Origin of the sequence: Cellulosimicrobium sp. SH8, from assembly GCF_025818875.1 — a bacterium.
In the GTDB taxonomy this organism is placed as follows: Bacteria; Actinomycetota; Actinomycetes; order Actinomycetales; family Cellulomonadaceae; genus Cellulosimicrobium; species Cellulosimicrobium cellulans_D.
The window spans coordinates 167543-180366 of sequence record NZ_JAMXMH010000004.1; the positions used below are offsets into that span (position 1 = coordinate 167543).

Consider the following 12824-nt stretch of genomic DNA (forward strand, 5'->3'; position numbering starts at 1 on the left):
GCTGTCAGAGCCAGCCGACCCGCTTGAACACGCGGTAGAGCACCAGGCAGCCGCCCGCCATGAGCGCGAGCGCGAACGGGTAGCCGAACGCCCAGTGCAGCTCGGGCATGTTCCGGAAGTTCATGCCGTACACGCCCGCGACGATGGTCGGGTAGACGAGGATCGCCGCCCAGGCCGAGATCTTGCGCATGTCCTCGTTCTGGCGCACCGACACCTGGGACATGTGGACCTGGAGCATGTCCGAGAGCAGGTCGTCGTGCGCGTCGAGGTGGCGGTCGATCCGCTCGACGGTCGTCACCACGCGCTCGAGCATGCGCCGGTTCACCGCGAGATGGTCGGGCACGTCGGGGTCGAGGAGCTCGGGCAGCTCGGCCGAGACGGGCATGAGGGCGCGCCGCGCCTCGGTGATCTCGCGCTTGAGGTCGTAGATGCGCTCGACCGGGTCCTCGCGCTGCTGGTCGAAGACGACGCGCTCCGTGTCCGCGACCGCGTCCCCCAGGCCGAGCTCGACCTGCGACGCGCCGCCCACGATCGCCAGGACGGCGGCGGACACGATCCGTTGGACGGGCGTACCCCGCGGGTCGCCCGGGCCTGCGAGCTTGTCGAGCATCGTCGCGTGCACGTCGGCGTCCCCCTCCTCGGCGGTGACGACGGTCCCCGGCCCGAGGAGCGCGGCGAACTGGCCGGTGTGCACCTGGCGGTCCGCCTCCGTGAACCAGGCCGTCGGCGTGACGAGCAGGAGCCAGTCGGCCGCGAGACGGCGCACGTGCGCGAGCGGGTGGTGCGCGTGCCGGGACAGCTCGTGGCGCGTCGGTCCCGGGCCCGTCGAGACCCGCGCCGCGGCGTCGAGCACGGCGTCGAGATCGGCGACCCGCGCCCACGTCGCCGGGCCCCGCGCGCCCCGGCGGCCCTCGTGGTCGCCGTCCTCGCGGTCGCTCTCGCCGTGGTCCCGTGGCGCGTGGTCCCCGGCGTGCGCGTCCCCGAGCGTGCCGGGGTCGACCTCGCGCACCCCGGTCGCTCCGGGCTCCACGGACCACGCCGCCAGGACCCTCACGCCCGGGAGCAGCGGGCCGTTCTCGCTCGACCCGTCCCGCGGGGCCTCGACGCGGGGGTCGGTGGGCTTCGTCACGTCCGCATTGTCCCGCGCCCGGCGCGGACCTGCCCGGTCGCGCGGGATCGCCGTCGATGCGGCAGCGGTGCGCCGTCCTGCTCCGTGCGCGCGGCGCCCGCCTCCCGGACGACGGTCCGGCGCCGACGTCCCGACGGCTAAGGTTGACGCGTGCACAGCTGGCCCGCCCCGCAGATCCCCGAGCTCCCCGGACGAGGCCTCCCGGTCCGGGTGCACGACTCGACGACCCGTGAGCTCGTCGTCGCGGCCTCGGGCGAGGACGCCACCCTCTACGTGTGCGGCATCACGCCGTACGACGCGACCCACATCGGCCACGCGGCCACCTACGTCGCGTTCGACCTGCTCGTGCGCGCGTGGACGGACGCCGGCCAGCGCGTGCGGTACGCGTCGAACGTCACCGACGTCGACGACCCGCTGCTCGAGCGCGCCGCCGCGACGGGCGTCGACTGGCGCGCGCTCGCCGTCGACCAGACGGCGCTCTTCGCGGAGGACATGACGGCGCTCGGCGTCGTCCCGCCCGACGTCTACGAGGGCGCGGTCGAGACGATCCCCGCCGTCGTGGAGGCGGTCACCCAGCTCCTCGACGCCGGGCTCGCCTACCGCGTGCCGGTCGAGCCCGGCGCGGGCGGTACCGACCCGGGGCTCGGGGACGTCTACGCAGACCTCTCGGCCGACCCCGCGTTCGGGTCGGTCTCGCGCCTCGCGCGCGACGTCATGCAGCACCTCTTCGCCGAGCGCGGGGGCGACCCCGACCGCGAGGGCAAGAAGGACGCGCTCGACCCGCTCCTGTGGCGCCGCGAGCGCCCGGGCGAGCCCGCGTGGGACGGGGGCGCGCTCGGCACCGGGCGACCCGGCTGGCACGTCGAGTGCGCCGTGATCTCGCGCGACGGCCTCGGCCTGCCGTTCGACGTGCAGGGCGGGGGAGCGGACCTGCTGTTCCCCCACCACGAGATGTCGTCCTCGCACGACCGCATGCTGTCGGGCGGCGGCGCCCCCCGCGCCCACGTCCACGCCGGCCTCGTCGCGTACGACGGCGAGAAGATGAGCAAGTCGCGCGGCAACCTCGTGCTCGTCTCGAAGCTGCGGGCCACCGGCGTCGACCCCATGGCGATCCGCCTCGCACTGCTCGCGCACCACTACCGCGGCGAGTGGGAGTGGACCGACGACGACCTGCCCGCCGGGGTGCGCCGCCTGGAGACCTGGCGCGACGCCGTCTCCGGCAACGGCGGTCCGGACGCCACCGCGACCCTCGCCGCCGTGCGCGCCGCGCTCGCCGACGACCTGGACGCGCCCGCGGCGCTCGCTGCGGTCGACGCGTGGGCCGCGGAGTCGCTGCGTCCCGGTCGCGACACGTCCGGCGACGACGAGGGCGCGCCCGGCGTGGTCGCCCGCGCGGTCAACGCGCTCCTGGGCGTGCGGCTGTAGGTCCGGGTCGTGACGCCCGGGTGCCGGTGGCGGACGCGCGGGCGTGAGCTCGTCGGGTCCGCGCGCCTGCGCCCGAGCGGGGGCCGGGTCGTCGTCCTCGTGCTGGGCCTCGGGCTCGCGGTCGCCTCCGTCGTGGTGCTGCGCGGGGCGACCGCCGTCGCGGCGGTCGACGGCTGGACGGCGCGGCAGGACCCGTGCCTGTCCTCGCGCGGGTGCGCGCCCGTCGTCGTCGAGGCGGTCGTCGGGGCCGTGCTGGCGCTCGGGGCGCTCGCGCTGCTGCTCGGCTCCGTGGGCCTCGTGCTCCGGCAGCCGGTCCTCGTCCTGACGGAGGCCGGCGTCCGCGGGCGGCAGGCCCGCAGCGACCACGCGCGGACGGTGCCGTGGGAGGACCTGACCGGGGTCTCCCCGTCCGGACGCCGACACCTCGTCCTCCAGGTCCTGGGTGACCCTCCGGCCGAGGTGGCGGTCCGGAGCGCCCGACCCGCGTCCGACGCCGCCGTGCTGCGCGGCTTCCTGGGCGACCCGCACGCCCGCGCCGCGATCGGGACACCCGTGGCGGAGCGCTCGGCCACCGTCTGGGCCGCGGGCGGTTCCTGGCCACGCGACCCCGACGAGACCTAGGGCGTGTCTCCTAAGTCTCACCGCCACGACGTTGCAGAGTTTGCGGTCGTGGAACGTGGTCGGGAGTTGTCAGACGAGCAGTGGGCGGCGATCGGCCCGTTGATGCCGAAGGTGTCGGGCAGGTCGCGTCCGTGGCGTGATCATCGTCAGGTCGTGGAGGGGATCGTGCACCGGTACCGGACCGGGGTCGCGTGGCGTGATCTTCCTGAGCGGTTCGGCCCGTGGCAGACGGCGTGGAAGCGCCACGCGCGGTTCTCCCGGGATGGGACGTGGGACAAGATCCTGACGGCCTTGCAGGTACGTGCGGACGCGAGCGGCGGTATCGACTGGCGGGTGAGCGTGGACTCCACGATCAACCGGGCACACCAGCACGCCGCGACCTTGCCCCGGACCACAGGGGGCACCGGCGAATCACAAGAATCCGGAACGGCGCGAACCGGCTGATCACGCGTTGGGCAGGTCCCGGGGCGGGTTGTCGACGAAGATCCATGCTGCGGTCGACGGCGACGGGCGGCCGCTCGCGGTGCTCGTGGGGCCAGGTCAGGGCGGTGACGCTCCGATGTGCTTGCCCCTGCTGGACGCGATCCGGGTCCCACGCGCGAGTGCCGGGCGCCCGCACGACGCCGGATGCCGTGTTGGGCGACAGGGCGTACTCCTCGCGCGCGATCCGTGCCGAGCTGCGCCGGCGGGGCATCGTCGCGGTCATCCCCGAACCGCGCGACCAGCAGGCGCATCGGCGCCGGCGTGGGTCACGCGGTGGTCGGCCAGTGACCTACGACCCCGTCGCCTACCGGGGCCGCAACACTGTCGAGCGGTTCTTCAACCGCATCAAGCAGTGGCGAGCACTCGCGACCCGCTACGACAAGCACGCGCTCGTCTACCGCGGGGGCGCCGTGCTCGCAGCGATCCTGCTCTGGGCGTCGAGCACATCGTGATTAACGAGTCGGCGCCACGATCCGAGGCAGGTGCTGCTCGATGATCCCGGCTGCGGCACGGTCCAAGGCGAGCTCGACCAGGTTGGGCAGCTCGAGCGCTCCGGCCGCCTCAGGGTCCAGTTCGAGCGCAAGGACATCGCCCTGCACCTCGAACCGAACAAGACCGCCGTAGTGCACCGCTGCACCACCACGCACGATCGCGTAGGTATCTATCCCCAGGCTCACGTCCTGCGGGTCGTGGGCCAGCGAGCGTTGAAACTCGATCGTGTCTCCCGACTCCACGTCCAGCAACACGATCGCCTCGTAGTCATCCTCAATGCTGCGCGTGAAACCAACCCTGATCACAGCCGAGATTCTGCCGCATCAGGAACCACCACCAAGACGTGTCTTCTTACTGACGAGGCGGCGCGTTGAGCGCACGAATCGTGTGTCGGACGGACCCGGTCCTGTGACGTTGGGACGCGAGGTTCGCACCTAAGGTGGGGCCCGATGGACGAGAACATCGCACAGCAGATGCGCGACCGCCCTGCGGAGCAGGTTTGGCTCGTCTACGACCCCGTACCGCGACACGACTTCGATGAGGTCGCGCTGGCGGCCGGGCTGAGGCCGTTGGGCGAGGACTGGATCGAGGTAGATGCTGATCGCGCCGAACAGGTTCTCGCACGAATCCTGTATCTCGGTCTGGCCTATCAGGACGAGCTCATGCCCGAACACCAGGCCCGGCGGCTCGCGCGAGAGTTCATCCGGTCGTGCGGCAGCGTCGAGACGCGATATGCGACGAACGCCGATTACCTCCCTGCCGCCTACCCATCCACGTGGGCGCCCGCGACCGACTACACCTTCGACAGTGGTGTCGTGATCGTTAGCAGCTCGCGTTCTGCGTGCTACTGGGTGGCCGACGAAGACTGAACTCAGTGACTTAGGAGACGAGACCTAGACCGTCGGCCCCTTGCCCGGGTTGCCGCGGTCGCGGCGGCGCAGGTACCGCTCGAACTCGCGCGCGATCGCCTCGCCGCTCGCCTCGGGCAGCTCCACGGTGTCCTTCGCCTCCTCGAGCTGCTGGACGTACTCCGCGATCTCCGCGTCCTCCGCGGCGAGCTCGTCGACGCCGTGCTGCCACGCCTCGGCGTCCTCGGGCAGGTCCCCGAGCGGGATGGGCTCCGAGAGGAGCTCCTCGACGCGGGCGAGGATCGCGAGCGTCGCCTTGGGCGACGGCGGGTGCGCCACGTAGTGGGGCACCGCCGCCCAGAGCGACACCGACTGCAGCCCCCGCTCGGCGGCGGCGTGCTGGAGCACCCCGACGATCCCCGTCGGCCCCTCGTACGTGCTCGGCTCGACGTCGAGCACCGCCTGGAGACCGACGCTCTCCGACGTCGCGGTCATGGGGATGGGACGCGTGTGCGGGACGTCCGCGAGCAGCGCGCCGAGCGTGACGACCGTGCGCACGTCGTGCTCCTCCGCGATGTCGAGCAGCTCGCGGCAGTACCGGCGCCACCGCATCGACGGCTCGATGCCGTGCACGAGCACGACCCGGCGCCCGGTCGGCGACAGGACGGCGGACGCGATCGTCGTCGTGGGCCACGTGATCTCACGGCGCCCGTCGTCGTCGGTCGTGACGACAGGGCGGTTCACCTGGAAGTCGTGGTACTCCTCCGGGTCGAGCTCGTCGACGTCCTCGGCCCCCCACACCTCGTGCAGGTGCTGGAGGGCGGCCGTGGCGGCGCTCCCCGCGTCGTTCCAGCCCTCGAACGCCGCGATCATCACGGTCTGCCGGGTGCCCTCGGTCGCGTTCTCGGTCATCGCCCCAGCCTATGCGGCGGGGCCCGACGACGGCGGAGGTGGTTCGCGCGTGGCGTAGTCGGCGACTGCGGTGCCTCGGAGCCGCGCCGCGCGCCCTGTGCGGGGCGACCGCCCGGTCCTTCCTCGGGACGAGCCTCGCTGCGGCGGGGTCCGACCCCGGTGGGACGTCGCCCCGCGCCGGACGGTCGAGGATCGACGGGTGCCCTTCACCCTCTCCCACCCTGCCGCGGTGCTGCCCCTCGTGCGGGCCCCCTTCGTCCCCGCCGCCCTCGTGGCGGGAGCCGTCGCTCCGGACGTCCCGTACTTCGTCCGCGTCCCGCGGTCCGCGGACGCCTGGTACGAGCCGTTCGTCAACGCGACGACGACGCACGAGCCGCTCGGCGCGCTCGCCGTGGCGGTGCCGACCGCCGCGGTGCTCCTCGCGCTCTGGTCCGTCGTGCGCGCCCCGCTCCGCGCCCTCGCCGTCGGGCAGGAGCGCGCGGACGTCCGCAGGCTGCCCAGGAGCGGATCTTGGGGCGTCCGCGCGTGCTGGGTCGTCGTCTCGCTGGTGCTCGGTGTCGCGACGCACGTGGTGTGGGACGCGCTGACCGACGACGCCGGACTCCTCGTCGAGCTCCTCGTGCCGTCGCGCGAGCCCGCCGCGACGGGGTGGGACGGCAGCCGTGTGCTGCAGCACGCGAGCACGGCGCTGGGACTCGGGGTGCTCGGGGTGTGGTCGTGGCGCCGGTTCGCCGCGTGGCGAGGTGACGGGGGTCGCCTGCGGCTCACCTCGGGCCGGGCGGCGGTCGTCGCCGGGATCGTCGCGCTCGTCGTCGGGGTCACGGTCGCGGCCGCCGTGCACGCGGGTCAGGACGAGCTCGCCGGGGTCGAGGGGGTCCTCACCGCGGTCGCGAAGGCCGCGGGGTCCACGTTCGCCGCAGCGGTGCTCGTGTACGCCGTCGCGTGGTGGTGCTGGGCCGGTCGGCGGCGCTCGGCCACGAGCATCGGCACGCAGCCGTGACGAGAGCCCGCGCCGGGCGTCCCGGCGTGACGCGAGGGTCCGGCGCGTCCCGCGCGCCTGGGCCTGGGGCTGGGTCGATCAGCAGGGACGGTCCTGTGCGCGGCATCCTGGCCGGGGACGTGGTGCCCGGCGATCGTCGCGGGCGAGCGGCTAGGGTCGGATGCTGCACGACGTGTTGCACCGTTCCGTTGGGAGTATGTGATGGCCGCCCTTCATGGCGAGATGAACGCAGTTCACGGGACGTCTTCGAGCGTGGTGCTGCCTGACGCTGTCCTGTGGGACATGGACGGGACGCTCGTCGACACCGAGCCGTACTGGATCGCGGCGGAGCACGAGCTCGTCGAGGCGCACGGGGGCACGTGGACGCACGAGGACGCCATGTCGCTCGTGGGGAACCCGCTGCGCGAGTCCGCGCGGATCATCCGAGAGCGTGGGGGAGTGGACCTGCCGATCGACGAGATCGTCGCGTTCCTCCTCGGCCGGGTCGTCGAGCAGGTGCAGGCCGCGGTCCCGTGGCAGCCCGGCGCGCGCGAGCTCCTCACGGCGCTGCGCGAGGCCGGCGTGCCGTGCGCGCTCGTCACCATGTCCTACCGCGAGCTCGCCGCGCCCGTCGCGGAGCTCGCGCCGGACGACGCGTTCCAGGTGCTCGTGTGCGGGGACGAGGTCGAGCGCGGCAAGCCCGACCCCGAGCCCTACCTGCTCGCGGCCGAGCGCCTCGGCGTCGACGTCACGCGCTGCGTCGCCATCGAGGACTCGCCCGCCGGCATCGCCTCGGCCCGCGCGGCCGGCGCGGCCACGCTCGGCGTGGAGGCCGTGGTCCCCGTCCTCCCGGCGCCCGGCCTGAGCCGGACTCCGTCGCTGGAGCTCGTCGACCTCGACCTGCTCGCCCGGCTGGTCTCCGGCGAGGTCGTCGACCTCATAGCCGACGACGCGGCCTAGCCCCGGGGGAGGCGCGCCGCGTCGCGGCGGTGCAGCGCGGCGTGGTCGTGCAGGTCCAGACGATCGGTGTCCCGGGCGTGCGCGTCCGTCCAGTCGGCGAGGTCCAGGAGACGGTCGTGCATCGCCGACAGCACGTCGTCGGGAGCCGGCGCGCGGTCGCGGCCGTAGCCGGTGAGCAGCTCGGCGAGCCGCTCGTCTGGCGCGAGCCCGGGCGGGGCCGGCATGTCCTCGCACCAGCCGCACAGCCGGTAGGCGAGGTACGCGACGTCCCAGACCCGAGGCCCGGGCGACGCCATGTCCACGTCGATGAACCCGACGAGGGTGCCGTCCGCACGGACCATGTTGTACGGCGCGGCGTCGTTGAGGCACACGACCTCGGCCGGCTCGCGCACCGGGGAGCGCCAGACGGCCCGCTCGAGACCGAAGCCGACCGTCGCGTCGTGCCACGCCCGCAGCATCGCGCCCGACTGGCGGAGCGTCGCGCGGTCCCAGAGCCAGTCCGGGAGCGGCCAGCCGCCGACCTCGCCCTCGGTCCAGGTCAGCACCTCGCGCCCGGCCGCGTCGCGGCCGAGCGGCGCGGGGGCCACGGCGACCCCCTGGGCGCGGACCCAGGCGAGGAGCGCGTGGACCGTCGGCGTCCACGGCCCGGCCGTCCGCCGCACGGTGTCGCCGACGCGCACCACGGCGTTGACGTTCCCTCCGGTCAGCGGGACCTCGACCTGGTCGTCGTCGTGAGCGTGCACGGCCCGATCATCGCACCCGCCGCCCGCCCGACGTCCGGGTCGGCGCGCGGAACGCATAGGCTCTCAGGGTGGACGGACCCGAGCCCAGAGCCCCCCGCACGCCCGCACCGGCCGGCCCGCGCACGAAGGGCTGGGTCATCGGTCGCATCGTCGGCGCACCGGTCATCCTCACGCCGTCGTGGTTCCTCGCCGCGGCGATCCTCACGGTGCTGTTCGTCCCCACGGTCCGACGGCTCGCGCCGCAGCTGGGCAACGAGGTGTACCTCGTCTCGTTCGCGTTCGTGCTCCTGCTGTTCGCGTCCGTGTTCCTGCACGAGGTGGCGCACGCGCTCGTCGCGCGGGCCCGGGGGCAGCACGTCACCGAGCTCGCCGTCACGCTGTGGGGCGGCCACACGGCGTACTCCGGGACGTCGTCGCGCCCGCTCGACGGGTTCCTCATCTCCGTGGTCGGGCCGCTGACCAACCTGGCGCTCGCGGTCGTCTTCTGGGTGACGTTCCAGGCGCAGCCGACGTTCTCCGTGCCCGCGCTCCTCCTCTACGCCGGGGCGTTCTCCAACGCGTTCGTCGGGTTCTTCAACCTCTTGCCGGGCCTGCCGCTCGACGGCGGCCAGATCCTCGAGTCTGCCGTGTGGGCCGTGACGGGTTCGCGCACCAGGGGCACTGTCGCTGCCGGCTGGGTCGGGCGCGCGGTCGCGGTCGGCGTCGTCGCCTGGGCCCTGGTGTGGCCGCTGACCGTCGGCCGCCAGCCCGACCTGTGGACCGTCGCGTGGGCCGCGCTCATCGGCGCGTTCCTCTGGAGCGGCGCCGGGCAGGCGATCACCGCGGGCCGGGCGCGCGAGGCGGTCTCCGGCCTCTCCGTGCGCGGCCTCGCGCGCCCCGCCGTCGCGGTGCCCTCCACGGCGACGGTCGGGGCCGTGGGCCGGTCGGTCGCGCTCGCGGGCGGCCCGCACGTCCTCGCCGTGCTCGTCGACGGGACCGGCCGGCCCGTGGGGTACGCGGACCCTGGTGCTGCCGCCGCCGTGCCACCGGACGCCGCCGAGACCACGCCCGTGGGCGCCGTCGCCGTGCCGCTGCCCACGGGCGCGACGATCGACGCGCACCTCCAGGGTCAGGACATGCTCGCCGTGCTCTCGCGGGTCGGGCGGGACGGCGCCGTCGTCGTCGTGACCGACGACGGCCGCGTCGTCGGGGCGCTCGAGGTCGCGCGGGTCGTGGCCGCGCTGCGGGAGGCGCAGCGCGGTCGCTGACCGCGCGCGGCCCGTAGGATGGTCGCCCGTGACCTCCGAGCCCGCCGCCACGCCCGGCCCCCAGACGACACCACCCGGACCGGAGAGCACCGCCGTGCCCGCGGCCACCGCCTCGGACCGCCCCGGCGCGACGGGCGCCGGCGAGCGTCGCGGGCCCCTGCGCGTGGGCGACAAGGTCCAGCTCACGGACCCGCGCGGACGCCTGCACACCATCACGCTCGCGCCGGGCGCGACCTTCCACACGCACAAGGGCTACCTGCGGCACGACGACCTCATCGGGCAGCCCGAGGGGAGCGTGGTCCGCAACACGGCCGAGATCGAGTACCTCGCGCTGCGCCCGTTGCTTGCCGACTACGTGCTGTCCATGCCGCGCGGCGCCGCGGTCGTCTACCCCAAGGACGCGGGGCAGATCGTCGCGATGGCGGACATCTTCCCCGGTGCGCGCGTCGTCGAGGCGGGCGTCGGCTCGGGCGCGCTGACGATGTCGCTCCTGCGCGCCGTCGGCGACGCGGGCGAGCTGCACTCGATCGAGCGGCGCGAGGACTTCGCCGCGATCGCGCGCGGCAACGTCGAGACGTTCTTCGGCGGGGAGCACCCGGCCTGGACCCTGTCCGTCGGCGACCTCGCCGACGTGCTGCCCACCGTCGCCGGGGACGGCACGGTCGACCGCGTCGTGCTCGACATGCTCGCGCCGTGGGAGAACCTCGACGTCGTCGCGCGCGCGCTCGTCCCGGGCGGCGTGCTCGTCTGCTACGTCGCCACGACGACGCAGCTCTCGCGCCTCGCGGAGGACCTGCGCGCCGACGGCCGCTACGCCGAGCCGGTCGCGTGGGAGTCCATGGTGCGGGGCTGGCACCTGGAAGGCCTCGCCGTGCGCCCGCAGCACCGCATGATCGGGCACACGGGCTTCCTGCTCACCGCGCGCCGTCTGGCCGACGGCGTCGCGCCGCCCGAGCGCAAGCGCCGCCCGGCCAAGGGTGCGTACCCGACCGACGCCGAGCAGTGGTCGCCCGAGGAGCTCGGCGAGCGCCCGGTGTCGGAGAAGAAGATCCGCCGGGTGCGGCGCGACGTCGGCCAGGGGCCGGAGCCGGTCGTCGAGCAGGGCGAGCACCCGTCCGACGTGTCGGCGCCGTGACGGTCCGGTAACGATCGGGACCCGGTCGTCTCACCCTGGGTGTCGTCCGTGTGCACGGGCGAGAATTGTGCCTAAGGTCTACACCCGACCGCCGGACGGTGGTCGGCACGGGTCCTCCCGCGGGTCCGCCGCCTGCCGTCCACGACGCGGTCGGGCGAGCCGCCGGCGAGAGGGGACACCCCATGAGCGAGACATTCGGCCGTAGCGACGAGGCCCCGCAGAGCAGCGCGAGAGAGCTCGCGCTGCTGTCCGCGAAGAACGAGAGGCTCGCCGAGGCGCTCCGTGCCGCGCGCGACCAGATCCTCGACCTGAAGCGGCAGATCGACGACCTCGCCAAGCCCCCCGGGACGTACGCGGTGTTCCTCGCGGCGCACCCGGACGGGTCGGTCGACGTGTCCGCCGCCGGGCGCAAGATGCACGTCGGAGCCAGCCCGAGCCTCGACGTGGAGCGGCTGCGTCCCGGCCAGGAGGTCAAGCTCAACGAGGCGATGACGGTCGTCGCGGCGGGCGGGTACGAGCGCACGGGCGAGATCGTCACCGCCAAGGAGATCCTCGACGCCGACCGCGTGCTCGTCGTGGGTCGCGCCGACGAGGAGCGCGTCGTGCGCCTCGCCGGCTCGGTCGCGCACACGGCGCTGCGCGTCGGGGACTCGTTGACGATCGACACGCGCAGCGGGTTCGTGTTCGAGGTGATCCCCAAGTCCGAGGTCGAGGAGCTCGTGCTCGAGGAGGTCCCGGACATCGAGTACGAGGACATCGGCGGCCTCGGCCCGCAGATCGAGCAGATCCGCGACGCCGTGGAGCTCCCGTTCACGCACCCCGACCTCTTCCGCGAGCACGGGCTGCACCCGCCCAAGGGCGTCCTCCTGTACGGCCCGCCCGGGTGCGGCAAGACGCTCATCGCCAAGGCCGTCGCGAACTCGCTCGCGCACACCGTCGCGCGGGCGCGCGGTGAGGAGGTCGAGGCCGGGTCGGGCGCGGCGCGCAGCTACTTCCTCAACGTCAAGGGGCCGGAGCTGCTCAACAAGTACGTGGGCGAGACCGAGCGGCACATCCGCCTGATCTTCGCCCGCGCGCGGGAGAAGGCGTCCCAGGGCACCCCGGTCGTCGTGTTCTTCGACGAGATGGAGTCGCTGTTCCGCACGCGCGGCACGGGCCTGTCGTCGGACGTCGAGACGACGATCGTGCCCCAGCTCCTCGCCGAGATCGACGGCGTGGAGCGCCTCGACAACGTCATCGTCATCGGGGCGTCCAACCGCGAGGACATGATCGACCCCGCGATCCTGCGGCCCGGCCGCCTCGACGTGAAGATCAAGATCGAGCGGCCCGACGCCGAGGGCGCCAAGGAGATCTTCGCCAAGTACCTCACCGAGGACCTGCCGATCCACGCCGCCGACCTCGCCGAGCACGGCGGCAACCAGCGCGAGGCCCTCGACGCGATGATCCGGTCCGTGGTCGAGCGCATGTACTCCGAGGAGGACGAGAACCAGTTCCTCGAGGTCACCTACGCGAGCGGCGACAAGGAGGTCCTGTACTTCAAGGACTTCAACTCGGGCGCGATGATCCAGAACGTCGTCGACCGGGCCAAGAAGTCCGCGATCAAGGACTTCCTCGCCACCGGTCAGCGGGGCATCCGCGTCGACCACCTGCTCTCCGCGTGCGTCGACGAGTTCAAGGAGAACGAGGACCTCCCCAACACGACCAACCCCGACGACTGGGCGCGCATCAGCGGCAAGAAGGGCGAGCGCATCGTCTTCATCCGCACGATCGTCCAGAAGAAGGGCGAGGGCGGCTCTCCGCGCACCATCGACACGGTGACGAACACGGGTCAGTACCTCTGATCCGGCGGG

12 protein-coding genes and 1 pseudogene are annotated in these 12824 nt (G+C 73.6%); 9 read left to right on the top strand and 4 right to left on the bottom strand.

Annotated elements, in window-relative coordinates; translation table 11 throughout:
* Positions 1-4: 4 nt before the first annotated feature.
* Entirely contained in the window at positions 5-1129 is a 1125-nt protein-coding gene (locus NF338_RS07360; RefSeq protein ID WP_264030175.1) for a magnesium and cobalt transport protein CorA, read from the bottom strand.
* A 150-nt stretch (positions 1130-1279) separates the two neighbouring features.
* On the opposite strand from NF338_RS07360, the gene mshC reads away from it, so the two are divergent.
* The 3 genes and pseudogenes from mshC to NF338_RS07375 all read left to right on the top strand — a co-directional run bounded on the left by mshC (position 1280) and on the right by NF338_RS07375 (position 4110).
* Positions 1280-2554, top strand: a complete 1275-nt coding sequence (gene mshC, locus NF338_RS07365; protein WP_264030176.1) for a cysteine--1-D-myo-inosityl 2-amino-2-deoxy-alpha-D-glucopyranoside ligase — start codon at positions 1280-1282, stop codon at positions 2552-2554.
* A gap of 9 nt (positions 2555-2563) precedes the next feature.
* Positions 2564-3175: a hypothetical protein gene (locus NF338_RS07370; protein ID WP_264030177.1), complete on the top strand. Its 612-nt coding sequence runs from the start codon at positions 2564-2566 to the stop codon at positions 3173-3175.
* A 48-nt stretch (positions 3176-3223) separates the two neighbouring features.
* A pseudogene (locus tag NF338_RS07375) lies at positions 3224-4110 on the top strand (IS5 family transposase).
* Here NF338_RS07375 and NF338_RS07380 read toward each other — a convergent pair.
* Positions 4111-4455, bottom strand: a complete 345-nt coding sequence (locus tag NF338_RS07380) for an Imm10 family immunity protein (protein ID WP_264030178.1) — start codon at positions 4453-4455, stop codon at positions 4111-4113.
* A gap of 144 nt (positions 4456-4599) precedes the next feature.
* Here NF338_RS07380 and NF338_RS07385 point away from each other — a divergent pair, with 144 nt between their 5' ends.
* Positions 4600-5019 carry a hypothetical protein gene (locus NF338_RS07385; RefSeq protein WP_264030179.1) on the top strand — a complete coding sequence of 140 codons (420 nt, stop codon included), beginning with the start codon at positions 4600-4602 and terminating at the stop codon, positions 5017-5019.
* A gap of 24 nt (positions 5020-5043) precedes the next feature.
* On the opposite strand, the gene NF338_RS07390 is transcribed toward NF338_RS07385, so the two are convergent.
* A complete protein-coding gene (locus NF338_RS07390; RefSeq protein ID WP_087472196.1) occupies positions 5044-5910 on the bottom strand; it encodes a PAC2 family protein in 867 nt (288 codons plus the stop codon).
* 199 nt (positions 5911-6109) lie between these two features.
* Between NF338_RS07390 and NF338_RS07395 the strand changes: the two genes are divergently transcribed.
* Positions 6110-6910, top strand: coding sequence for a DUF4184 family protein (locus NF338_RS07395; protein ID WP_264030180.1), 801 nt, complete (start codon positions 6110-6112; stop codon positions 6908-6910).
* Positions 6911-7132: 222 nt separating this feature from the next.
* Positions 7133-7849, top strand: coding sequence for an HAD family hydrolase (locus NF338_RS07400; RefSeq protein ID WP_264030181.1), 717 nt, complete (start codon positions 7133-7135; stop codon positions 7847-7849).
* Here the strand turns inward: NF338_RS07400 and NF338_RS07405 are convergent.
* A complete protein-coding gene (locus NF338_RS07405; protein ID WP_264030182.1) occupies positions 7846-8592 on the bottom strand; it encodes an aminoglycoside phosphotransferase family protein in 747 nt (248 codons plus the stop codon). The two genes, NF338_RS07400 and NF338_RS07405, sit on opposite strands and share 4 nt — an antisense overlap.
* A 68-nt stretch (positions 8593-8660) precedes the next feature.
* Here NF338_RS07405 and NF338_RS07410 point away from each other — a divergent pair, with 68 nt between their 5' ends.
* The 3 genes from NF338_RS07410 to arc all read left to right on the top strand — a co-directional run bounded on the left by NF338_RS07410 (position 8661) and on the right by arc (position 12815).
* A complete protein-coding gene (locus tag NF338_RS07410) occupies positions 8661-9839 on the top strand; it encodes a site-2 protease family protein (protein WP_264030183.1) in 1179 nt (392 codons plus the stop codon).
* Between the two features lie 94 nt (positions 9840-9933).
* Positions 9934-10974, top strand: coding sequence for a tRNA (adenine-N1)-methyltransferase (locus NF338_RS07415; protein WP_204543707.1), 1041 nt, complete (start codon positions 9934-9936; stop codon positions 10972-10974).
* A 182-nt stretch (positions 10975-11156) separates the two neighbouring features.
* Positions 11157-12815 (top strand): proteasome ATPase, encoded by a 1659-nt coding sequence (gene arc / locus NF338_RS07420; RefSeq protein ID WP_087472191.1) that lies wholly within the window; start codon positions 11157-11159, stop codon positions 12813-12815.
* The last annotated feature ends 9 nt before the right edge of the window (positions 12816-12824 follow it).

Bases quoted from the DNA above. Each gene is read 5' to 3' on its own strand.
- NF338_RS07385 (WP_264030179.1), top strand. From the start codon at position 4,600: ATGGACGAGAACATCGCACAGCAGATGCGCGACCGCCCTGCGGAGCAG.
- NF338_RS07390 (WP_087472196.1), bottom strand. From the start codon at position 5,910: ATGACCGAGAACGCGACCGAGGGCACCCGGCAGACCGTGATGATCGCG.
- NF338_RS07400 (WP_264030181.1), top strand. From the start codon at position 7,133: ATGAACGCAGTTCACGGGACGTCTTCGAGCGTGGTGCTGCCTGACGCT.
- arc (WP_087472191.1), top strand. From the start codon at position 11,157: ATGAGCGAGACATTCGGCCGTAGCGACGAGGCCCCGCAGAGCAGCGCG.